General features: G+C 72.5%; 16 protein-coding genes and 1 pseudogene. 13 read left to right on the top strand and 4 right to left on the bottom strand.

Annotated elements, in window-relative coordinates; genetic code table 11:
- Positions 1 to 103 precede the first annotated feature (103 nt).
- The 4 genes from GKQ77_RS09210 to GKQ77_RS09195 all read left to right on the top strand — a co-directional run bounded on the left by GKQ77_RS09210 (position 104) and on the right by GKQ77_RS09195 (position 3,992).
- Positions 104 to 1,189 carry a WD40/YVTN/BNR-like repeat-containing protein gene (locus tag GKQ77_RS09210; RefSeq protein ID WP_219688220.1) on the top strand — a complete coding sequence of 362 codons (1,086 nt, stop codon included), beginning with the start codon at positions 104 to 106 and terminating at the stop codon, positions 1,187 to 1,189.
- 33 nt (positions 1,190 to 1,222) lie between these two features.
- Entirely contained in the window at positions 1,223 to 1,900 is a 678-nt protein-coding gene (locus tag GKQ77_RS09205; protein ID WP_219688219.1) for a uracil-DNA glycosylase, read from the top strand.
- Entirely contained in the window at positions 1,897 to 2,952 is a 1,056-nt protein-coding gene (locus GKQ77_RS09200; RefSeq protein ID WP_219688218.1) for an N-acetylglucosamine kinase, read from the top strand. The genes GKQ77_RS09205 and GKQ77_RS09200 overlap by 4 nt, the downstream gene beginning before the upstream one ends.
- 95 nt (positions 2,953 to 3,047) lie before the next feature.
- Positions 3,048 to 3,992 carry a sirohydrochlorin chelatase gene (locus tag GKQ77_RS09195; protein WP_219688217.1) on the top strand — a complete coding sequence of 315 codons (945 nt, stop codon included), beginning with the start codon at positions 3,048 to 3,050 and terminating at the stop codon, positions 3,990 to 3,992.
- A gap of 94 nt (positions 3,993 to 4,086) precedes the next feature.
- On the opposite strand, the gene GKQ77_RS09190 is transcribed toward GKQ77_RS09195, so the two are convergent.
- Together GKQ77_RS09190 and GKQ77_RS09185 are read right to left on the bottom strand one after the other, a co-directional pair.
- Positions 4,087 to 5,124: a lactonase family protein gene (locus tag GKQ77_RS09190; RefSeq protein ID WP_219688216.1), complete on the bottom strand. Its 1,038-nt coding sequence runs from the start codon at positions 5,122 to 5,124 to the stop codon at positions 4,087 to 4,089.
- 396 nt (positions 5,125 to 5,520) lie between these two features.
- Positions 5,521 to 7,032 carry an FUSC family protein gene (locus GKQ77_RS09185; protein ID WP_219688215.1) on the bottom strand — a complete coding sequence of 504 codons (1,512 nt, stop codon included), beginning with the start codon at positions 7,030 to 7,032 and terminating at the stop codon, positions 5,521 to 5,523.
- A gap of 340 nt (positions 7,033 to 7,372) precedes the next feature.
- On the opposite strand from GKQ77_RS09185, the gene GKQ77_RS09180 reads away from it, so the two are divergent.
- Together GKQ77_RS09180 and GKQ77_RS09175 are read left to right on the top strand one after the other, a co-directional pair.
- Entirely contained in the window at positions 7,373 to 9,949 is a 2,577-nt protein-coding gene (locus GKQ77_RS09180; protein WP_219688214.1) for an ABC transporter substrate-binding protein, read from the top strand.
- A 100-nt stretch (positions 9,950 to 10,049) separates the two neighbouring features.
- Positions 10,050 to 11,075 (top strand): HAD-IIA family hydrolase, encoded by a 1,026-nt coding sequence (locus GKQ77_RS09175; protein WP_219688213.1) that lies wholly within the window; start codon positions 10,050 to 10,052, stop codon positions 11,073 to 11,075.
- A gap of 18 nt (positions 11,076 to 11,093) precedes the next feature.
- Here GKQ77_RS09175 and GKQ77_RS09170 read toward each other — a convergent pair whose 3' ends face one another.
- Positions 11,094 to 12,050 carry a polysaccharide deacetylase family protein gene (locus tag GKQ77_RS09170; RefSeq protein ID WP_219688212.1) on the bottom strand — a complete coding sequence of 319 codons (957 nt, stop codon included), beginning with the start codon at positions 12,048 to 12,050 and terminating at the stop codon, positions 11,094 to 11,096.
- Positions 12,051 to 12,260: 210 nt separating this feature from the next.
- Here GKQ77_RS09170 and GKQ77_RS09165 point away from each other — a divergent pair, with 210 nt between their 5' ends.
- Both GKQ77_RS09165 and GKQ77_RS09160 read left to right on the top strand, forming a co-directional pair.
- Entirely contained in the window at positions 12,261 to 13,481 is a 1,221-nt protein-coding gene (locus GKQ77_RS09165; RefSeq protein ID WP_219688211.1) for a M20 metallopeptidase family protein, read from the top strand.
- Positions 13,478 to 14,002, top strand: coding sequence for a GNAT family N-acetyltransferase (locus tag GKQ77_RS09160; protein WP_219688210.1), 525 nt, complete (start codon positions 13,478 to 13,480; stop codon positions 14,000 to 14,002). Before GKQ77_RS09165 ends, GKQ77_RS09160 begins: the two co-directional genes overlap by 4 nt.
- Before the next feature lie 254 nt (positions 14,003 to 14,256).
- On the opposite strand, the gene GKQ77_RS09155 is transcribed toward GKQ77_RS09160, so the two are convergent.
- Entirely contained in the window at positions 14,257 to 15,315 is a 1,059-nt protein-coding gene (locus GKQ77_RS09155) for an NHL domain-containing protein (RefSeq protein ID WP_219688209.1), read from the bottom strand.
- A gap of 422 nt (positions 15,316 to 15,737) precedes the next feature.
- Here GKQ77_RS09155 and GKQ77_RS09150 point away from each other — a divergent pair.
- The 5 genes and pseudogenes from GKQ77_RS09150 to GKQ77_RS09130 form a co-directional block, all read left to right on the top strand.
- Positions 15,738 to 16,997: pseudogene (locus GKQ77_RS09150) on the top strand (MFS transporter); the annotation flags it as partial.
- Between the two features lie 408 nt (positions 16,998 to 17,405).
- A complete protein-coding gene (locus GKQ77_RS09145) occupies positions 17,406 to 18,545 on the top strand; it encodes a pyridoxal-phosphate dependent enzyme (protein WP_308117598.1) in 1,140 nt (379 codons plus the stop codon).
- On the top strand, positions 18,542 to 19,462 hold the full coding sequence (locus GKQ77_RS09140; protein WP_219688206.1) for a diiron oxygenase: 921 nt from the start codon (positions 18,542 to 18,544) through the stop codon (positions 19,460 to 19,462). Before GKQ77_RS09145 ends, GKQ77_RS09140 begins: the two co-directional genes overlap by 4 nt.
- Before the next feature lie 39 nt (positions 19,463 to 19,501).
- On the top strand, positions 19,502 to 20,503 hold the full coding sequence (locus GKQ77_RS09135) for an ornithine cyclodeaminase (protein ID WP_219688205.1): 1,002 nt from the start codon (positions 19,502 to 19,504) through the stop codon (positions 20,501 to 20,503).
- A gap of 33 nt (positions 20,504 to 20,536) precedes the next feature.
- On the top strand, positions 20,537 to 21,529 hold the full coding sequence (locus GKQ77_RS09130) for an ornithine carbamoyltransferase (RefSeq protein WP_219688204.1): 993 nt from the start codon (positions 20,537 to 20,539) through the stop codon (positions 21,527 to 21,529).
- Positions 21,530 to 21,575 lie beyond the last annotated feature (46 nt).

Below are 21,575 nucleotides of genomic sequence, written 5' to 3'. Positions count from 1 at the left end.
ACACGGCGGTGACCTGCGGGAACGCCACTCCGGAGGGTGACTGTCAGTGGTGGGGTGCAGACTGGCAAAAGCCTGAGACAACGACGTCCCGGAGGTGGCCGCCATGGCCGATGTTCTGCTCACCGTAGGCACCCGCAAGGGCCTGTTCATCGGCCGCAGGCGCGAGGGCGCCTGGGAGTTCGACGACAGTCCGTACTTCAACGCCCAGGCGGTGTACTCCGTCGCGATCGACACCCGGGGCCGCACGCCGCGCCTGCTCGTCGGCGGCGACAGCGCGCACTGGGGCCCGTCCGTCTTCCACTCCGACGACCTCGGCCGGACCTGGGCGGAGCCCGCCAAGCCCGCCGTGAAGTTCCCCAAGGACACCGGGGCGTCGCTGGAGCGGGTGTGGCAGCTGCACCCGTCGGCCGCCGAACCGGACGTGGTGTACGCGGGCACGGAACCGGCCGCGCTGTACCGCTCGGAGGACCGCGGCGAGAGCTTCGCGCTCGTGCGTCCGCTCTGGGAGCACCCCACGCGCTCCAAGTGGGTGCCGGGCGGGGGCGGCGAGGGGCTGCACACCGTCCTGACCGACGCCCGCGACGCCCGCGCGGTGACGGTCGCGGTCTCCACCGCCGGGGTGTTCCGCACGCTCGACGGCGGCGAGAGCTGGGCCCCGTCGAACAGCGGCGTCTCCGCGGTGTTCCTGCCGGAGCCGAACCCCGAGTTCGGGCAGTGCGTGCACAAGGTCGCGCGGGACGCGGCCGACCCGGACCGGCTGTATCTGCAGAACCACTGGGGGGTGTACCGCAGCGACGACGCGGGCGCGCACTGGACGGACATCGGCGGTGGCCTGCCCTCCGACTTCGGCTTCGCCGCGGTCGCCCACCCGCACCGCGGCGGCACGGCGTACGTCTTCCCGATCACCGCGGACAGCGACCGGGTCCCCGCCGACCGCCGCTGCCGCGTCTACCGCACGGCGGACGCGGGCAAGAGCTGGCAGCCGCTGAGCGCGGGCCTGCCCCAGGAGGACCACTACGGCACGGTGCTGCGGGACGCCATGTGCAGCGACGACAACGACCCGGCGGGCCTCTACTTCGGCAATCGCAACGGCGAGGTGTACGCCTCGGCGGACGACGGCGACAGCTGGCGGCTGCTCGCCTCGCACCTGCCGGACGTGCTGTGCGTGCGGGCCGCGGCCATCGGTTGATCGGCGCCGCCGTTACGGCAGTAGGGTGACGCCGTGGCACCACGACCCTTGCATGAGATCGTCGAAGCCGGCTGGGCCAAGGCCCTGGAGCCGGTGGCCGAACGGATCGCCGGGATGGGGGAGTTCCTGCGCGCGGAGATCGCCGCGGGACGCACCTACCTCCCGGCGGGAGCGAACGTGCTGCGTGCGTTCCAGCAGCCCTTCGACGACGTCCGCGTCCTGATCGTCGGCCAGGACCCCTACCCCACGCCCGGACACGCGGTGGGGCTCTCGTTCTCGGTCGCCCCCGACGTGCGGCCGCTGCCCGGCAGCCTCCTCAACATCTACCGCGAGCTGCACACCGACCTGGGCCTGCCCCCGCCCTCCAACGGCGACCTCACACCCTGGACCCAGCAGGGCGTCCTGCTCCTGAACAGGGCGCTCACCACGGCCCCGCGCAAGCCCGCCGCGCACCGCGGCAAGGGCTGGGAAGAGGTCACCGAGCAGGCGATCCGGGCGCTGGCGGCGCGCGGGAAGCCGCTGGTGTCGATCCTGTGGGGGCGGGACGCGCGCAATCTGCGGCCGCTGCTCGGGCAGTTGCCGTCGGTGGAGTCCTCGCACCCCTCCCCCATGTCGGCGGACCGCGGCTTCTTCGGCTCGCGCCCCTTCAGCCGGGCCAACGACCTGCTGGTGCGGCAGGGGGCGCAGCCGGTGGACTGGCGGCTTCCGTGACCGGCTCGGCGCGGGCGCCGGCCGGTGCGGTGTGGGCGCTCGGCGTCGACTCGGGGGGCTCGGGACTGCGGGCCGCGCTCGCCCCGGCGGACGGCACGCCCCGCCGGGAGCAGGCGCTCTCGTCGGAGCCGGGCCGCTCCACGGAACAGGTCCGCGCCACGGAGCCGGTGCGCTCCCGGGAGCCGGTGCGCACCGGGGCGCGTGGCATCGATGCCGGGCACTTCATGGAGTGCGTCCTGCCCCTGGCGAAGGCGTTGCTGGAGCGGGCGGGCGGCGGGCGGATCGCGGCCGTCGCCATCGGCGCGACGGGGATGGCGACCCTCGGTGAGGACCTGCGCGCCGAGCTGCCGGGCGCGCTCGAAGAGAGCCTCGGCGTACGGCGCCTGGCGCTCGCCGCCGACGCCGTCACCGGGTACGCGGGCGCGCTCGGCGAGCGCCCCGGAGCGGTCGTCGCCGGAGGCACCGGCATGATCGCGATCGGCACGGACCTCACCGCCTGGCGTCGCGCCGACGGGTGGGGCCATCTGCTCGGGGACTGCGGCGGCGGCGCCTGGATCGGCCGCGCGGGGCTCGAAGCGGCGATGCGGGCGCACGACGGCAGGCGGGGCGGTTCCCCGGCGCTCCTGGCGCGCGCGGAGAAGCTGTTCGGCCCCCCGGCAGGGCTGCCGGGGCAGCTCTATCCCCGCGCCGACCGGCCCGCGCTCCTCGCCTCCTTCGCGCCGGAGGTGGCCGACTGCGCGGCGCGGGACGCCGTGGCGTCCGGCATCCTGCGGGACGCGGCACGCCATATCGCCGAGTCGGCGGCGGCCGTCTGCCCGTCGTCCGGTATGTGCGAAGTCGCCCTCACCGGCGGCCTGTTCAAGATGGGCGAGCCGCTGCTCGCCCCGCTGCGCGAGGAGCTGGCCGGTCAACTGCCGCACGCGCGGATGGTTCCCGCGGCCGGTGATCCGCTGGCCGGGGCCCTGCGCATGGCCGTTGACATCGCCGAGGGCCGGCTGCGGCTGCCGCTCGACACAGGCCTGCTCTCCGTCCACGGAGAAGCCGACAGTTGACCTCTACGTAACTCATCAGACAAAAACGGACTTATACCGTCCACCCGTACCCTCCCCGAACAGCGGGGCTCCGCAAGCCAGTAGCATGCGGGCGCATGAGCTCCCCCACTGGGCCCGCATCCGGCCTGCCCGTACGAATGCCGCGCCCCCGTCAGCCGGGCCGGCACCGCCGTCCGGAGCCCGTCGCGGCTCCTGAGGGCGCGCCCGCACTGGTTCTCGCCGTGCCGGGCGCCCCCAGCACCACCACGCGCAGCCTCGCCGAGGAAGTCGTGAGCATCGCCCGCTCCGAGCTGCCCGGCCTCGACGCCAGAATCGGTTACGTCGACGGTGAGGAGGACGCCACCGTCACGTCCTTCCCCGAGTTCCCCTCGCTCAGCTCCGTGCTCGCGCACGCGAGCGCCGAGCGCGCCGCCCGCGTCGAGCGTGCCCGCGCCGCCGGTGCCGAGGTGGCCGAGCCCGACGGCCCCGTCGCCGTGGTCGTGCCGCTGCTCGCGGGCCCCGACGGCGCGCTGATGCGCCGCATCCGCCAGGCCGTCGTGGAGAGCCGTGCCGCCGCCGAGCTGACCGATGTGCTCGGCCCGCACCCGCTGCTCGCCGAGGCCCTGCACGTGCGCCTCTCGGAGGCCGGGCTCGCCCGCGCCGACCGCGCCCGTCTGTTCACCGTGGCCACCGCGGCGGACGGCATCGTCCTCGCCACGGTCGGCGGCGAGGAGGCGGTGCAGGCCGCCGGGATCACCGGCATGCTGCTCGCCGCGCGTCTCGCGGTGCCGGTGATGGCCGCCGCGCTCGACGAGGAGGGCGCCATCGCGGCCACCGCCGAGCAGCTGCGCGGTTCGGGCTCGGCCCAGCTGGCGCTCGCCCCTTACCTGATCGGCCCCGAGCTGGACGCGGGCCTGCTCGACGCGGCCGCGAAGGACGCGGGCTGCTCGGTCGCCGAGCCGCTCGGCCCCTACCCGGCCATCGGCAAGCTGGCGCTCTCCAAGTACACGACGACGCTCGGCATCACCCCGCAGCAGCCCTCGGGCGCGCCGGTGCACTGAGCCACTTTCGTCCGTACGCCGATGGGCCCGCCCCGATGTGGGGGCGGGCCCATTCGCGTACGTACCGTTCGCGTACGTACCCGTGGGGGCCGCCTCAGTTGAAGATCACGCAGGAGGCGGCCGGTGCCTTGATCGAGCCGGACTTGCGCGGGATCCCCGTGCCGGGGTCGATCGTGAACCAGGTGACGTCGCCGGAGCGCTCATTGGCGGCGTACAGATGCCGCCCCGAGGGATCGATGGCCAGGTCACGCGGCCAGTGCCCGCCGCACGGCACCGTGGCCGCCAGCCGCGGCCCGTCGCCCGCCTCGTCGAGCGCGAGGACCGAGATGACGTCCGCGCCGCGCGTGGCGGTCCACAGGAAGCGCCCGTCGGGCGCCACGACGACCTCCGAGGGGAAGATGTCGCCGTCCGGGGCGTCGGCGAGGACGGCGACCTCGCTGAGCGGCTTGAGCGTGCCGTCGTCGGCGTCCCAGGCGCAGACGGTGAGGGTGGGGGTCAGCTCGTTGAGGACGTACGCGCGGTCGCCGCGCGGGTGGAAGGCCAGGTGCCGTGGCCCGGAGCCGGGGCGCAGCGCCACCTCGCGGTGGAGCGTGAGCCCGCCGTCCCCGAGCACGCACACGCGTACGGAGTCCGTGCCGAGGTCCACGCTGACGGCCCAGCGGCCGCTCGGGTCCGCCACCACCTGGTGGGCGTGCGGGCCCTGCTGGCGCTGCGGGTGCGGTCCTGAGCCGGTGTGCCGCAGCTCGCCCGCCGGGGCGGCGAGGCTGCCGTCGGCGCGCAGCGGGACGGCGGTGACGCTGCCCGAGCGGTAGTTGGCGGTGAGGACGTGGCCGTCGTGGAGGGCGAGGTGGGTGGGTGCCGAGCCGACCGGCACGGGGCGGCCGGCGAGTTTCGGCTTGTCCCCGTCCAGGCGGTACGCGGCGAGGGCGCCGTCCGAGGTCTCGCTGACCGCGTAGAGCGTGTCGCCGGTGGGCGAGAGGGCGAGGTAGGACGGGTCGGCGACCGCGTCCGTGGCGCCGAGGACGGTGAGCGCGCCGGTGTCCTCGTCGACGGCCGCGGTGAGGACACCGAGGCCCCCGGCGGCGGTGAAGGATCCGATGTACGCCCGTCCGGCGCGGTTGCCGTCGCCCACTGCTGTCCCCTCTCGACCGGAGCGGCGCGTCCGTGGCGGCGCTCGTGCGGCCGACGCTAGCAGGGGGTCTAGACCAAGCGGGGGTGGCGGGCGCCGGGCATCGGGCATCGGGCGCCGGACTTGTGGGCCGGGGTCGCCGTGGCACAGGTCACGCGGGCGTCGAGCGGCCGGGCGGAACAATCGGGTGCGCTCGGCCGTTCGTACAGGTGTGGCTGCGGAGGGGACAGTGTCCCCGGGCCTCACCTATAGCCCATGGGGACGATCGTTCGGCTGAAGCCCCATGGAGCCTTTCGCCGAGAGGCGACCGCCCTCCGCGTGCCACCTCCGACGACCCCGGCTGGTCTCCCCCGTCCAGCCGGGGTCTTCTCATGTCCCGACGCACTCGCCGGGTGGCGCTCAGGCCCCGATCAGCGGAGTGCGGGTCGGGCTGTGCAGGGGGTCCGCCAGCTCCGCGAGGGCCTTCTCCAGGCCGTGCAGATGGGCGAGCGCGGGCTCGACCACGGCGCCCTGCGGCACGGTGGCGGGCCGCAGCGCCCGGTCCCGGGCGCCCTGCGCCGGGGCCGTCAGCGCCTCCACCGCGGCCTCCACACGCCAGCAGGCGGCGGCGAGCCGGTCGTCGTGGGACGCCTCGGGGTCCGCGGCGATGGAGGCGAGGCCGCGGACCTGGCGGGCGCAGTCGTCGAGGAGCAGGAGCACCTGGCGGGCCCGTTCCTTGCGGGCGCGCAGGGGGCTGAGCGGGTGGACGAGCGGGGCGAGGGAGAGCCGTACCTTCCCCAGGAGCTGTTCCAGCTCGGCAACGCGGGGCGCGGGGTCGGCCGTCTCGGAGCCCGCGAGGCGTGCGGCGGCCTCCGCCGTGCAGGTGTGCACGCACCGCAGGGCGCGCTGGATCCAGGCGTGGGTGGTGGCGTGGGTGGTGACGGGCAGGACGAGGAGGACGGCGAGCGCGGCGCCGAGCGCCCCGACGCCGGTCTCGGCGACGCGCAGGGCGAGCAGGGCCGGGTCGAGGACGCCGAGGAGGCCGTAGAGGACGCCGGCCATCACCGTGACGGCGAGCATCATCCACGTATAGGAGACGGCCGCCGTGTAGAAGATCCCGAAGACGCTGACCGCGACGATGATCGCCGAGGGTACGGGCGCGCCGTGCAGCGGGACGGCGACGACGAGGCCGATGCCGATGCCGATCACGGTGCCGAGCACCCTGCGGAAGCCGCGGACCAGGGTCTCGCCGCTGGACGCGGTGTTCACGAAGACCCACCAGGTGGCGCCGACGGCCCAGTACCACCGCTCGTCGGAGAGCACCTGGCCCACGGCGAGCGCGAAGGCGCCGCCGGTGGCGGCCTGGATCGCCTGGCGCGTGGTGGTGCGGGCGAGGCCGGTGCCGGCGGGCGCGGCGGGGATGACGGGGGGCGGCAGCCGGCGCTCGTAGCACCAGGCGCCGAACCGCACGGCCGAGGAGGCGCACAGCGACAGCAGGACGGCGGCGTACAGCTCGGGGAGCTGGGCGGGGACCGTGTGCAGGAACTGCGTGGCGAAGAACATCATGAACGCGAAGACGCCCAGCGAGTGCCCGCGCGGGCCCCACCGGCGCGCGTAGACCCCGGCGCCCATGACGGCGAGGAAGGCGACGTCCCGTGCGACGGGCACGTCGTGCAGCCCGGCGGCGAGAGCGAGCACCGGAAAGCCGACGACCGGGAGGAGAGCGGTGGTGGCCACCTGGGCGCGTACGGTCGAGTCGGTCACGGTGAAGAGGGCGAGCAGCGCGGCGAGCCCGCCGGTGATCGCCGCCACCAGCGAATGCCCGGCCAGGCCGCACACGGCCACGGCCAGCGCGATGCCGAGGACGGCCCGCGACGCGAAGCGCAACCGCGTCCGCCCCGGATCCGGCGCCACGAACATCCTCTTCAGCACGGCTTTCCCGCCCCTTCCCTGAGCTGTCCCATATGTCCGCATGAAAAAGGCGCCGCGGAAACCCGCAGCGCCATCGACGGACCCATCACACCATCCGTACGCCCCATGGCTCAACCGGACGTGATCTGACTGTGCCAATGGCCCACCTCTCTCCCTCGGCCCCGAGCTGCGGGAATGCCAACGGATCACAGAGGTGTGCCGCTCCCGGCACTCAGGTGTGCCGCTCCCGCCGACTCACCCGGACGGACCGGCCCGGCGGGCCACCCCGAGGGGGTCGCATCGAACATGAGGTCACCAGGCCGCGCCGGTGACGAGGAGAGAGCGACGAGGAGAGAGCACTGTGGCCGATGACGAGCTGCTCGCTCCCGTCCGTACCCGCGAGGCGGTGCGCGCCGCGAAGCAGGGACGCGACGACGAGGCCCGAGGTCTGCTGAGGAAGGCTCTGCTGGCCGACCCCTCGTACGAACCGGCGTGGCTGTGGCTGGCATGGCTCGTCGTCGACGACGGCCACCGCAAGTACTGCCTGGAGCAGGCGGTGGAGGCGAACCCCGAGAGCCAGGCGCACGCCCGTCTGCGGCGGCTGCGCAAGGTGACGTCCGCCCCGCCGCCCGAGGTCGAGGACTTCGCGGACCCGCCGCCGCCTCCCGAGCCCACTCCGGAGAGGTCCGTCTGGCGCCGTCACGCCCTGCGCGCGGGGATCGCGGCCGTGGCCGTCGCGGTGGTCGCGGCGCTCGTCGTGCTGGCGGTCCGGGTGACGGCGGACGAGCCCGCGCCGGTGCACGTGGCCGTGGTGGCCGGTCTGAGCGGGCCGGGGGCCGAGCGCGGTCAGGCGGTGCTCCGGGGCACGAGGTTCCACGTCGACCAGATCAACGGCAACGGCGGTGTCGCGGGCCACCCCGTGCGCCTGCTCGTCCACGACGACGAGGACGACCCGGAAGCGGCCCGCCGGGTCGCCGAGGAGATCGTCGACGACGGGCGGGCGGCGCTGGTCGTCGGCCACACCGTCAGCCGTACGGCGATCGCGGCCGGACCGGTGTACGCGGCGGCCGGTATCGCGGCGATCACGCCCACGGCGACCGCGGACGCCATCACCGAGGACAACCGCTGGTTCTTCAGGACCACCTTCACCAACCGCTACCAGGGCGCTTTCGTCGCCGGATATCTGAACAGCGTCGAGAAGGCACGGACCGCGTCGGTGATCCACACCGACACCGACTACGGACGCACCCTGGCCGACGGTTTCCGGCAGGCGTTCGCCGGGGTGGGGCGCGTGCGGCACACCGTGAGCATCGGCGACGCCGCCGAGCCCGGGCTCGGCGCACGCATCGACAAGGCGGTCGCCACGGTGGCGCGGGACGGTTCGGCCGGTCCGGTCGTGCTCGCCATGCACGAGGACGCCGCCGAGCGGACTTTGACGGCCCTGCGGGACAAGGGGGTGCGCGGCACCGTCGTCGGCGGTGACGCGCTGAGCAATGACTCCTTCGTCGCCAAGCTGCGCGACTCCCCCCAGGAGAAGAAGAAGGCGGGATCGCTCACCGGTGACCTGTACCTCAGCTCTCCCCTGATGGCCGACAGCCTCAGCGGCGAGGCCCTGAGGTGGGCCGATTCGTTCCGTGACGTCAACGGCTCCCTGCCGTCCTGGCAGGCCATGGCGGCCCAGACGTCCATCGACGTGGCCGTCGAGGCCCTGAAACGCTCCGGTGTCTCCACGGACAACCCCGGCAGGCAGGACCGGGAGGCCGTGCGCCGGAGTCTGGAGGCGATGAACGGCCCGGAGCGGGGCGTGAAGTGTCTGCACGGGCTGATGTACTTCGACGCCTCCCGCTCTCTGCCGCAGCCGGTGACCATGGGCGTCGTCCGGGGAGGCAAGGTGGCCTCCGCGCCCATCCAGCTGATGCCCTCCGACACGGCGAAGGACCTCGACGCGGCGACGGAGATCGCGGCCGACAGATCGGTGCGCGTCGCGGGCCAGGTGCTCGTCCGCCAGCAGATCGTGACCACGGGGTTCAACTTCAACGAGGTCAGCGCGCTGGACACCGAGGCGGAGACCTTCGAGGCGGACTTCTTCCTGTGGTTCCGCTACCGCGGCAGCGACGACGCGACAGCCGTCGACTTCGTCAACGCGGCGGGCTCGGACGTCACCCTGGGCCCCGCGGTCCGCTCCTCCGAGCGCGACGGGGTCAAGTACCGCCTCTACCGGGTCAGCGGAACCTTCAAGGCGTCACTCGACTTCCACCACTTCCCCTTCGACCGCCAGTACTTGACCATCGCCCTGCAGAACCGGAAGCACTCCGCCTCGCACGTCGTCTACGTCGGCGACCGCAAGGTGCTGGAACAGGACCAGGCGGAGGCCCTGCGCAGCGGCAGCGACGTCAACTCCTCCATCGACCGGCTCTCCGGGTGGAAGTCGACCAGCCTCGATCTGTACAAGGCCACCGTGGGGAGCACCGCCGCACTGGGCGACCCGGCCGTGACCGAGGAGACGCCCGGCATCTACTACGGGCAGTACGTGGCTCAGGTGACCATCGAACGCGACCTCGGGTCATTTCTCCTCAAGAACATGCTGCCTCTGGTGCTGCTCGCCCTCGTCACCTACGCCTCGCTGTTCTTCGCCCGGGAGAAGCGGTACATCGGCAGCCGGATCTCCATGGGCATCACGGCCATCCTGAGCGCGGCCGTCCTGCTGACCGCCGTCACCGGCTCACTGCCGGACGTGGAGTACACCGTGGCCATCGAGTGGGGGTACTACGCCTTCATCTTCCTGGCCGGCACCTGTGTCCTCGCCGCCCTGCTCAGCGGCAGGCTGGCCGCGCAGAACAACCTCGTCGGCTGGCGCAAGCTGAACATCGCCTTCCGTATCTACTATCCGCTCTTCTGTCTGGCGATCGTCCTCGCCTACGTCATGGCCTTCGGCTGATCCCGCGCCCGTTCCCCCCACTCCGGGCCATTGTGCGCGTTGTCCGCCCTTGTCATGATGGCGCCTGCCGAGCGGTCTCCGACTGATCCAGGACGGTGCGATGACGCGGCAGTTGGCCGTGGACGACGAACCACTCCCCCTCCTACTGGCACAGGCGTACGACACCGCGCTCCTCGATCTCGACGGCGTCGTCTACGTGGGTCCGTACGCGGTGGAACACGCCGCGCCCTCGCTCGCCCGCGCCGAGGCGCTCGGCATGCGCCTGGCCTACGTCACGAACAACGGCTACCGAACGCCCCTGGCGGTCTGCGAGCACCTGCGCCGGCTCGGTCTGCCGGCGGCGGAGGACGACGTCGTGACCTCGGCCCAGGCCGCCGCCCGCCTCGCCGCGGAGCTGCGGCCACCGGTCGTGCGGGTGCTCGCCATCGGGGGCGAGGCGCTGCTGGCCGCGTTGCGGGCGCACGGCCTGGAGCCCGTCCGTTCGGCGGACGACGAGCCCGACTGCGTCGTCCAGGGCTTCGCGCCGAGCGTCAGCTGGCGCGAACTGGCCGAGGCGTCGTACGCCGTGGGGCGCGGGGTGCCCTGGATCGTCACCAACGCCGACCCGAACGCGCCCACGCACCGGGGCACTGCCCCGGGCAACGGCGCTCTCGCCGACGTGGTGCGGGCCGCCACCGGCGCCACCCCCATGGTCGCGGGCAAACCGTCCGCCGCGCTGCTGCGGGAGGGCGCGGCCCGCACCGGCGCCCGGCGCCCCCTGATGGTCGGCGACCGCCTTGACACCGATGTGCAGGGTGCGCGAAGCGCGGGGTTCGACAGCCTGCTGGTGCTCACCGGCGCCACCACCCCGCGGGAACTGCTCACCGCCCCCGAGCCGCAACGCCCCACCCATATGGCGGCCGACCTGCGCGGACTGCTCGCTCCCGCGCGCCGCGTCGAGGAGGACGCCGGTGGTTACCGGTGCGGTGGCTGGCGGGGCGGTGTGCGCGACCGCGAACTGACGCTGACCGGGCGAGGGGACCCCGGGGACGCCTTGTGGGCGGCGTGCCGGGCCGCGTGGTCGGCGCCCGGACCCGTCTCGACGGCGAAGGCCTTGGCGATGCTGGACCAGTGCGCGCGCGGGTGAGCCGCAGGGCGAAACCGGTCAGGCGGCGGGGAGGCCGTCACCGAGCGCCGCCTCCCGCCGTACGTGGTCGGCGACCTGCGCGTGCGTCGCGTACCAGACGTCCTCGCGCCCGCAGACGTGCTCCAGCAGCTGCTCCAGTACGACGGCCCGTGACCGGTGGCCGATGACGTGCGGGTGCATGGTGATCTCGAAAAGCCCGCCCTCGGCGTAGGCGGCGTCGAACTCGTCCTGCCACAGGCCCAGTACGTGGCGCGGCACCGTGTACGGGCGTACGGCGCTGTAGCGGTCCATGTTGAAGTAGACGGCGTCGTCCCGGATCCACTCGGGCGGTATCTCCACGAGCCCCGTCGGCTTCCCGTAGGAGAGGATCTCGTACGGGTCGTCATCGGCCATCAGGGAGGAGTCGTACGACAGGCCGAGTTCGAGGGTGATGTCCAGCGTGTGCTCGCTGAAGTCCCAGGAAGGCGTGCGGATGCCCACCGGCCGCTGCCCGGTGATCCGTTCGAGAACGTCCGCGCAGCGGAAGGCCAGCTCCCGTTCGTCCCGGCGGCCGAGTTCCATGTTCCGCTCGTGGATCCAGCCGTGGATGGCGACCTCGTGACCGCTCTCCACGTAACCCCGGGCCTCCCCGGGGCGAAGGAGCGCGGAGACGGCCGGCATGAAGAACGTCGCGGGCACGGCGTACCGTTCGAGCAGCCGGAGGATACGCGGAACGCCCACCCGGGCCCCGTACTCGCCCTGCGACAGCTTCCCCGGCATCACCTCCGCGTCCCGCAGCGGAATCGTCTCGTGGTCGGGGTCGAAGGAGAACGCCACGGCGGCCCTGGCGCCCTGCGGCCACCGGGCCGGCTTGAGGCCACGCCCGGCGCGCACCCGCTCGACGTGCCCGCGCCACTCCTCCTCCGGCCACTGCCAGGGGGCCCGTGGTGCCGTCCCGTTCTCCGCACCCGACTTCTCCGCGCCCGACTCGGTCATGGCCGTCCCTCGCTCCTTCACGCGGCTCGATGGATGAGCCATCGAGCATGCCAGCGCCCCGCGCCTCGGACAGGAGCGCGAACAGGACAACGCCTGACGGCAACACGCTGACCGAAACGCGGACTTCGGCGGAGAGGCCATCTGCCTGGGAGCCTGGCGGTTTGCCTACTGTTGTGGCCCCGGCGTTGTCGTCGTGGAGGAGAGTCGCTCATGCGAAGCGGTGACGTGACCCTGGACGAGGCCCGGCGGTACCTGCCCGGCGCCGTGGCATTACGCCGTTCCCTGCACGCCCTGCCGGAGATCGGCCTGCACCTGCCGCAGACCCAGCGGCTCATCCTGGAGGCGCTGGACGGGCTGGGCCTGGACGTGCGCACCGGCCGGCGGCTCTCCTCGGTGACCGCGACGCTCGACGGCCCGCGTGAGGGCCCGGTGGTCCTGCTCCGCGCGGACATGGACGCCCTGCCCCTGACCGAGGCCACCGGCCGTGTGTTCGCCTCCCGGGTCCCCGGCGCCATGCACGCCTGCGGGCACGACGCCCACACGGCCATGCTGATCGCCGCGGCCCGGCTGCTCGCCGCGCGCCGCGACGACCTCGCCGGACGCGTGGTCTTCATGTTCCAGCCCGGCGAGGAGGGCCACCACGGCGCCCGCCACATGATCGACGAGGGCCTGCTCGCCGTGGACGGCCGCGAGGTGGACGCCGCGTTCGCCCTGCACGTCATGCCGGGGCTGCCGAGCGGCAGTCTGTGGCTGCGTCCCGGACCGCAGATGGCCGCCTCCGACAAGCTGCGCATCGTCGTCCGAGGCCGTGGCGGGCACGCCTCCTCACCGCACACGGCGTGCGATCCCGTCCCCGTGGCCTGCGAAGTCGTCCTCGCCCTGCAGACGGCGGTGACCAGGACGGTCGGCGTCGGCGACCCGGCCGTCCTCACGGTCAGCACCCTCTCCGCGGGCACGCTGCCCGGCATCATCCCGGAGACGGCCGAACTCGCGGGGACCCTGCGCACCTTGTCGCACGAGACACGCGCACAGATGCACGAGACGGTCGCCCGGGTCGCCCGAGGCGTGGCCGAGGCCCATGGAGCGACGGCGGAAGTCTCGATCGAACAGGGGTATCCGGTGACCCGCAACGACCCGGCGTTCACCGACTTCGTGCTGCGTACGGCGGCCCGGGTGCTCGGCGCCGAGCACGTCCACGTACTGCCCGCTCCGGCGATGACCGCCGAGGACTTCTCCTACGTCCTCGACGCGGTGCCCGGCGCCCTCGCCTTTCTGGGCGCGTGTCCGCCCGGCCTCGAAACCGGGCACGCTCCCGCCCTGCACTCCGACCGGGCGGACATCGACGAGGACGCTCTCGCGGCCGGGATCGCCTGTCACGCGGCCGTGGCCCTGCACCGCCTCGGCGCCGCTGCCGAGGAGGGTGTGTCATGAGTGACTTGCGGATCCGCCCCGCACGCCACGACGAACTGGACCGCGTGGAGGGCCTCTGGCTGGAGGCGAGCCGCTGGCTCGCCGCGCAGGGGATCGACCAGTGGCAGTACCCGCCCCGGCGGTGGCGCATGGAGGGGGCCATCCTCGCCGGCGACTGCCATCTCGCCTTCCGGGACGGGCGGCTGGTGGGGACGGTGACCGTGGAGCGGCAGGCCGACCTCGAATGGTGGGCGGACGACGAACCCGATTCGGCTCTGTACGTCCACGACCTGGTGGTGAGCAGAGTGGCCGCCGGGCAGTCGGTGGGCGCGCAGTTGCTGAAATGGGCGGGCCGGCTGGCGGCGCGGGGGGAGAAGCCCTGGCTCAGGCTGGAGGCGTGGAAGTCCAACCACCTGCTGCACCGCTACTACCTGAACCAGGGGTTCGAGCTGCTGCGGATCGTCGATCTGCCGCACCGCAATTCCGGTGCGCTCTTCCAACGGCCCACAGGTGTCGCCGTTCCGCCGGTACGCGACCGGTGACGGCTCGCTCTTCGTACTGTCCCACTTGTTAACCCGTATTGATTCATCCGCGAGTTGACGGAGTTACGGGAGAGAGACTGGAGGGAGCAAGGCTTGTTCGCGACCGCAATGTGCCGCCGGGTGCCCGGAGGGTCGGCCTCCGTTCGGCGGGCGCGGTGCGCTCCACCATAAGGAGCCGTCTCATGGGGCATTCGTATCTCGACCGGCAGGCCGCGGCGTCAGTGGTGTCAGTGGTGTCAGTGGTGTCAGTGGTGTCAGTGGGGCGCGGTGACTTTGCGGACCCGGTGGCGGTCGGTCTCGGCGATGAGGAGGTCGCCGCCCCGAGTCACGCGCACGGCCCTCGGATACCGCAGCAGCGCTCCGGCGGCCGGGCCACGCTCCCGGTCCTCACCGGGAGGCCCGCCGGCCACCGTCGTGATGCTCCCGTCGGGCAGGACGACGCGGACGCACTCGTTGAGGGAATCGGCCACGTAGAGATTGCCCTCGCCGTCCAGGTCGACGCCGCGTGGCTGGTGGAGCGGGCTCTCGGCGGCTGGCAGTTCACCGGCTCCGTAGCCGGGCTTCCCGGTTCCCGCCACGGTGGTGATCAGGCCTTCGGGCGAGACCACGCGCACCCGGTTCGACCAGCAGTCGGCGATGTACAGGCGGCCCGCGGCGTCGGTGACGAGGTCGATGGGGTGGTGCAGGTCGCTGTCGACGGCCCGTACGCCATCGGGCCCGGAGCCGGGTTCGCCGGTGCCCGCGACGGTGGTGATACGGCCGTCGGGGCTGATGGCGCGGACCCGGTGGCCCTTCCACTCGGCCACATAGAGCGTTCCCGCGCCGTCCAGGGCCAGCCCCCTGGGTTCGTTGAGCGCCGCTCGGACGGCCGGGCCGCCGTCTCCGCCGTACCCGGGCTCGCCGGTTCCCGCGACGGTGGTGATGGAGCCGTCCGGTGCGATCCTGCGCACCCGGTGGTTCCAGTAATCGGCGACGTACAGATGTCCCGCGGCGTCACAGACCAGGCCCCCGGGCTCGTTGAGCGCCGCCCGGGTGGCCGGGCCGCCGTCCCCGCCGTACCCCGGTTCGCCGGTTCCCGCGACGGTGGCGATGGAGCCGTCCGGTGCGATCCTGCGCACCCGGTGCCCCTTCCACTCGGCGACGTACAGGGCGCCCGACGCGTCGACCGCCAGGGCCCGGGGCTGGTTCAGCGCCGCCCGGACGGCCGGGCCGCCGTCTCCTCGTGAACCGGCCTCGCCGGTGCCCGCGATGGTGAGGATGACACGGTCCGCGAGGTGCGCGGCCCCGGTGTCCGTACGTGAACTGCCCGTCATACTCGCCTCCTGGCCAAGGGTGAGAACGCAATTCCGCTGTGGGATCAGAGCGATATAGCGGATCGTCGACTCACCGTAGAGACCGTTTGCAGGCATGGATAGAGAGCCCCTGATCAGGATCGGGCGATTTCCGGTCACCCACTGCATGGTTTCCGTCGACCAATTTTCACTCACCGGCGGGGAGAACAGAGGGGCTCTGGTGCAGTCGAGAGGCTGTCGTTAGAATTGTTGAAATCGTGCATTGCCGTCTCAGGGACCGTTGATGATGCTCCAGAAGATATGACCCACCGCTCTCGATCATCGACGGAGCGGTCAGGGGTGTGACACCGAAGCGGAGTTGATGTCCCGCTGGTCATGCCGGATCGCCCGCACCCACTCGGCCCGGAGCACCACGCGTTCGCGGGCCATTCCCGGGGACTGGCATGAAAACTCTCCACGCGTACCGCAGCTTTCCGCTCGCGGTGCGGCTTCTGCTCGTCAATCAATTCGGGGTGGACATCGGGTTCTACCTCCTCATCCCTTTTCTGGTGACGTATCTCGGCCAGGACCTCGGGCTTTCGGCCGCCCTGGTCGGGCTGATTCTCGGTGTGCGGAACCTCAGCCAGCAGGGCCTGTTCGTACTCGGCGGCTCGGCGGCCGACAGGCTCGGCCCCCGCGGCGTGATCATCTTCGGCTGCATGCTGCGCACCGTGGGGTTCGCGCTGTTCGCGGTCGGCTCCACGCTGCCGCTCCTGCTCGCCGCCTCCGCGCTGAGCGGGCTCGCCGGGGCGCTGTTCTATCCGGCGGTGCGGACCTTCCTCGCCCAGGAGGCCGGGCACCGCAGGGCCGAGGCCTTCGCGCTGCTCAACGTCTTCGCGACCGCCGGCTCGCTGCTGGGTCTGACCCTGGGCGGCGTGCTGCTCCTGGTCGACTTCCGCCTCTGCGCCCTCGTCGCCTCCGGGGTGTTCGCCGTACTGTGCGTGGCCCAGATGCTCGCGCTGCCCGCTCGCCGCCCGCCCCGTCGCACCACCACGGTCCGCAAGGACTGGCGGGAGGTCCTGGGCAACCGGACCTTCATCGCGTTCGCCGTGGCCATGGCAGGCATGACGAGCCTGGAGAACCAGGTCTACCTGCTGCTGCCCGAGGGGGCCCGCGCGGCGACCGGACGCGAGGAGGCGGCCAGCGCGGTGCTGGTGATCGGGGCACTGGCCAACATGGTCTGGCAGCTGCGCGTCACCCGGGCGCTGGCGCGGCGCGGCGGCGGCCCGGCGTGGATCACCCGCGGCATCGCCCTGACGGCCTTCGGTTTCGTACCACCGCTGCTGGTGTGCGCGGCCGGGACGCCGGACGACTGGGGCGCGGCGGTCCGGAACGCCTGCCCGGTGATCGCCGGGGCGCTGCTGGTCTACTTCGGCATCATGATCGTGCATCCCCTGGCGATGGAACTGGTGCCACGGTTCGGCCCGGCCCGGTTGACCGGCACCTACTTCGGCATCTTCTACGTCTTCTCCGGGCTCGCCGCCGCCGGTGGCAACGCGCTCGTGGGCTGGACCCTGGACCTCGGCAGACACACCGGCCTGACCGTGCTGCCCTGGCTGTGCTGCCTGAGCCTCGGCCTGATCTCGGCGACGGCGGTCGCCTGGCTGCACCGCACACACGCGCTCCCCGCCCCGGACGCGGCGCGGGTGCCACCGCAGGCGACACGGCACGAGGGCGCCACGCGGCGGCGCACGCCCAGGAGCCGCCCGGACGGGCCACGGCGCTGCCCGTCGCCGTGCCCGCTCGCGCGCGGCCGGATCCGGGCCACGCCGTACGTGCCGCGCCACCGCACGACGCCTCACCCGGTCGTCCGCTGCGGGGGACACTGCTGCGGGAGGTGCTGCGGCGGCCCGAGAACCCGGAGCGTGTCCTGGTGGAGGTCGATGCCCTGGCGGCTCGGCCTGCGACCAGGGTGTGGGTACTGCCGTGCGCCCGCGTCGGCCCGTCGGCGGATGTAGTACGTCCCCCGGCGCCGACTGTGCGGTCACCACGCCGAAAGCCCAGGAAAAACAGGGATCACCACGGCATCACAATTGGCATATGCCGTCAATGAATGGCCGTGACATCAAGATGTGGCGCATTCCATTCCTTGTGCCGCTGCGAACGTGGCCATAGCCTGGAAAAAGTCCGGCTCGGCGAGGCAGCGCTGTCACGGAGGTGTCTTGGAAATCTTTCCGGATCAGACTCCTGACAGCTCGGATTCAGTGAGCAGTTCCTGGTCTCCAAGCCCGGTGGTTCCGCTGGGCATCGTATTGGACGACTTGCCCAGAACGATCTGGCTGAAGCTCGAATCGCATAACCCCTACGGTTCCATAAAAGGGCGCACCGCATTCGCTCTCTGGCAGAGCGTCAAGGACCGTATTGATCCCCGAATCGGCCTGATCGAGTCCACGTCGGGAAATCTTGGTCTCGCGCTGGCCGGGCTTGCCGCCTCCTTGCAGGTCCCTTTCACCGCCGTCGTGGACCCCCGGGTGAGTCCCTCGGTGCGGAACACCATGCGCGCCATGGGCGCCAGAGTCGTCACGGTCGACCGGCCGGACGGAGCCGGTGGGTTCCTGCTCAGCCGCCTCGCCCATGTCGGGCAGCGGGTGCGCTGCGAACCGGGGCTCGTATGGCCGAACCAGTACACCAACCCCGCCAACCCGGCCGTCCATGCCCAGTGGACGGCGCCGGAGCTGCGTGCGCAGCTGCCCGCGAGGCCGATGAGCGTCCTGGTCGCGGTCTCCACCGGTGGCACGCTGGCGGGCTTCCGTGACTACGTCCTTGCCCACGAACCGGCCTGGGAGCTGGTCGGGGTGGACGTCGTCGGCTCGGTGGCCCTGGGCGACACGCACGGTGAACGTGTGCTTTCGGGAATCGGGGCGAGCCGCAGGTCGACCTTCCTGCCCCATGGGTACCGGCCCGCCGTGCACGTCGATCCGCCGGAGGCGGTCAGCGCGTGTCTGTGGCTGGAGGAGACGACCGGGATCGCCGTGGGCTCCAGTTCCGGCGCGCTCGTCGCGGCGGCTCTGCGGCTCTTCCGCGAGGGCCCCGGACGCACCGACGTCGTCTGCGTGTGCCCGGACGGCGGGGACCGCTACCTCGACACCGTGTACTCACCGCGGTGGCGCTCCCAGCACGCCCTGGCCCCGGTCGGCATAGCCGACGGCGTCACGACCTCGGACCGACCCGGCCCGGTGGCCCCCGTGCAAGGTGAGGTGACGCTGCGTTGAGCACACGCGAAAGGGACTGGTACCAGCGTGCCGGGGTGCGCGGCGGACCCCGGCGCCGGCTGACGGACGAACTGGACACCGGGCGGACCTTCTTCCCGACGGCTCTGGTGCCCTACTTGGACCACCCCCGGGTGGCGGAACTCGGCGAGGCGAGCCGCAGGGAACTCCTCGCCCGGCACCTCTTCCAGTACCTGGACTTCACGGCCCAGTTCGAGACGCGCGTGGTGAACCGTGCCACGGAGCGCATCGCCGGCAACCGGTGCGGGGTCGAGACGGGTGCCGAGGTCCGCCTGGACGCGTACCGCATCTACTGCGACGAGGGGTACCACTCCCTCTACAGCTTCGACGTCGTCCAGCAGGTCGCCCGCGCCTCGGGGGTGGCGCCGCTGCCCTACGACTTCGGGCCGTTCCTGCAACGGCTCGACGCGGTCGGGACGGAGGCGCTGCCGTACGAGCCGGCCCTGGCCCAGCTGCTGCAAGTCGTGGTCTTCGAGACGCTGATCACGGCGGTGCTGAGCGACATACCCAAGGACCCCGACGTGCTGACCGTGGTCCGGGACATCGTCAGGGACCACGCCAAGGACGAGGGTTGGCACCACATGTTCTTCTCCCACTTCTTCCGTGAGCTGTGGGCACAGGAGTCCGCCCGGTCACGCGGCCGCATCGCGCGGTGCCTGCCCGATCTGATCCGGTGCAGTCTGCTCCCCGATCTGCGGCCCGTACGCGCGTCGTTGGCCGCCGCGGGACTCGCGCCGGATGTCGTCGAGGACGTCGTGCACGACTCCTATCCACCGGCCTCGGTCGACCAGGGCATCCGCAGGGCGTCCCGGCACGCCGTGCGGCTCTTCGAGGAAGTAGGGGCCATGGCGGTACCGGGGGGTGCCGAGGCGTTCGAGGCCGCCGGGCTGCTGCCGTGAACCGTACGGGCCGACGACCACACAGTCCGAGAGGCGACGATGGCGGAGCAACTCCTTTTTCTCGACAGGGAAGCGGTGCTCGCGAGCCTCGCGCACGTGGATGTGTGCGAGGAGGTCACCCAGGTGCTGCGCCGGCACGCCGAGGGCCGGGTGGAGCTGCCCGCCGAGGGCTACCTTCCCTGGGCCAACGGCGAGGGGGCCTACTGCCGTTCGCTCGCCATGCTCGGCGCGGTGGAGGCCGACGGCGGCCCCACGCTGCGGGGCATGAAGCTCATCAACGCCGCGACGAGCAACCCGTCCCACGGAAGGGAGCGGGCGGCGGGCCTGATCATGCTCTTCGACCCGGATACCGCCCGGCCGAACGTGCTGGCCGAGGCCGGGTGGCTGAGCGCGACCCGGACGGCCGCCTACACGATGGTCAGCCTGCGCCATCTCGGCCCCGAGCAGTGGGACGCGACCACCTTCCTCGGCTGCGGCATGCTCGCCCGGGTCCATGTCGGGCTGCTGGCCGCGGCGTTCCCCCGCATGACGCGCGTACACCTCTACGACACCGAGCCCCGGCGCGCCGAGGAGCTGGCCGGCTGGATCCACGAACGGCACCCGCACTTCACCGTGCGCGTGGCACCGGGCGCCCGGTCCGCGGTGGCCGCCGCGCAGGTGGTGGTGACGACGACCACCGCCGACCGCGGGTACCTTCCGGCCGCGTGGCTCGCGCCCGGCACCTTCGTGGCCCATGTGTCGCTGTCCGACCTGCTGCCCGACGCGTTCCTGGCGGCGCAGGGGGTGTTCGTGGACGACGTCGACCTGGTGGCCGACAACCCTCGCAGGATCCTGGGGCAGCTGATGCGGGAGGGCCGGATCACGGCGCTGAGCGGCACCCTCGGTCAGGTTCTCATCGGCGAGCGGCCTCCCATCCGGCCCACCGCGTCCCACGTCATCAGCAATCCCTTCGGTATGGCCGTCCTCGACGTCGGGCTGCTCGGCGCGGTGCACGAGGCCGCTGTCCGCCTGGGGCTTGGCCAGAAGCTGACCCTCTACTGAACCGGACTCTGACCCTCCGCTGAAAGGGACAGCATGGACGACGTCTTCACCCGGACCGGCCCCGCCCCCGAACGCGGCCTGTTCTCCCTGGCCGAGTTGGAACCCGCCGTGATCGGCGAACTGGCGGCGAGATCGGTGGAACTCTTCCGGGACAAGGAGGCACATGACCGGCCGCTCGCGGGCAGCGCCGCGGGCATCCTGTTCACCAAGACCTCCACCCGAACCCGAACGGCCTTCACCGTCGGCGCCATCCGTCTTGGCGCCGTTCCCGTCACCTACGGTCCTCAGGACCTGCAGCTGAACACCGGTGAATCGGTGGCCGACACGGGACGCGTCCTGGGCAGCATGCTCGACCTCCTGGTCGCGCGCACCTCCGGTCCGCTGGAAGAGCTGCGGGAGCTGTCCCGCCAGGGCGGCCTACCGGTGATCAACGCGATGGCGGCCGAGGAGCACCCCAGTCAAGGCGTGAGCGACCTCGCCACCCTGCGCCTGGCGCTCGGGGACCTCACCGGCGTGAGCGTGCTCTACCTGGGCGAGGGCAACAACACTGCCGTGGCCCTGGCCCATGCGCTGGCGGCCGTGCCGGGGGCCCGGGTCACCTTCAGTACGCCCGCCGGCTACGGGCTGCCGGAGAAGGAGCTGGCGAGGGCGTCGCGCCGAGCCGCGACGGTGGGCGCCACGGTGGAGGAGGTGCACGACCCCGCGCTGCTGCCCGACCGGGTGGACGTCGTGTACACCACGCGCTGGCAGACGACGGGCACCTCGAAACCGGACGCCGACTGGCGCGAGACGTTCCGTCCGTTCCATGTGGACGCCTCCCTGCTCGCCCGCCGGCCCGAGGCCCTTTTTATGCACGACCTGCCCGCCCACCGCGGGGACGAGGTCGCCGGCGAGGTCCTGGACGGGCCACGCTCCCTGGCCTGGACGCAGGCGGCCATGAAGCTCGCCGGGGCCATGGCCGTCCTGGAGTGGGTGAGCGGCCGGGACGCCGACGCCAAGCCCGGCCGCGACGCCGACCGGAAATGACGGGCCGCGCACCGCACACCGCTACCGCACACCCTTCCCCCTCCCC

Origin of the sequence: Streptomyces anatolicus (assembly GCF_019400875.1) — a bacterium.
Classification (GTDB): domain Bacteria; phylum Actinomycetota; class Actinomycetes; order Streptomycetales; family Streptomycetaceae; genus Streptomyces; species Streptomyces anatolicus.
Note: the sequence above shows the minus strand (reverse complement) of the source record. Positions and strands in the feature narration are given on the sequence as shown.

Excerpts from the sequence above, each read along its gene's own strand:
- GKQ77_RS09135 (WP_219688205.1), top strand. The coding sequence starts at position 19,502 with ATGGCGGAGCAACTCCTTTTTCTCGACAGGGAAGCGGTGCTCGCGAGC.
- GKQ77_RS09170 (WP_219688212.1), bottom strand. The coding sequence starts at position 12,050 with ATGACCGAGTCGGGCGCGGAGAAGTCGGGTGCGGAGAACGGGACGGCA.
- GKQ77_RS09165 (WP_219688211.1), top strand. The coding sequence starts at position 12,261 with ATGCGAAGCGGTGACGTGACCCTGGACGAGGCCCGGCGGTACCTGCCC.
- GKQ77_RS09130 (WP_219688204.1), top strand. The coding sequence starts at position 20,537 with ATGGACGACGTCTTCACCCGGACCGGCCCCGCCCCCGAACGCGGCCTG.
- GKQ77_RS09175 (WP_219688213.1), top strand. The coding sequence starts at position 10,050 with ATGACGCGGCAGTTGGCCGTGGACGACGAACCACTCCCCCTCCTACTG.
- GKQ77_RS09210 (WP_219688220.1), top strand. The coding sequence starts at position 104 with ATGGCCGATGTTCTGCTCACCGTAGGCACCCGCAAGGGCCTGTTCATC.
- GKQ77_RS09195 (WP_219688217.1), top strand. The coding sequence starts at position 3,048 with ATGAGCTCCCCCACTGGGCCCGCATCCGGCCTGCCCGTACGAATGCCG.
- GKQ77_RS09160 (WP_219688210.1), top strand. The coding sequence starts at position 13,478 with ATGAGTGACTTGCGGATCCGCCCCGCACGCCACGACGAACTGGACCGC.
- GKQ77_RS09155 (WP_219688209.1), bottom strand. The coding sequence starts at position 15,315 with ATGACGGGCAGTTCACGTACGGACACCGGGGCCGCGCACCTCGCGGAC.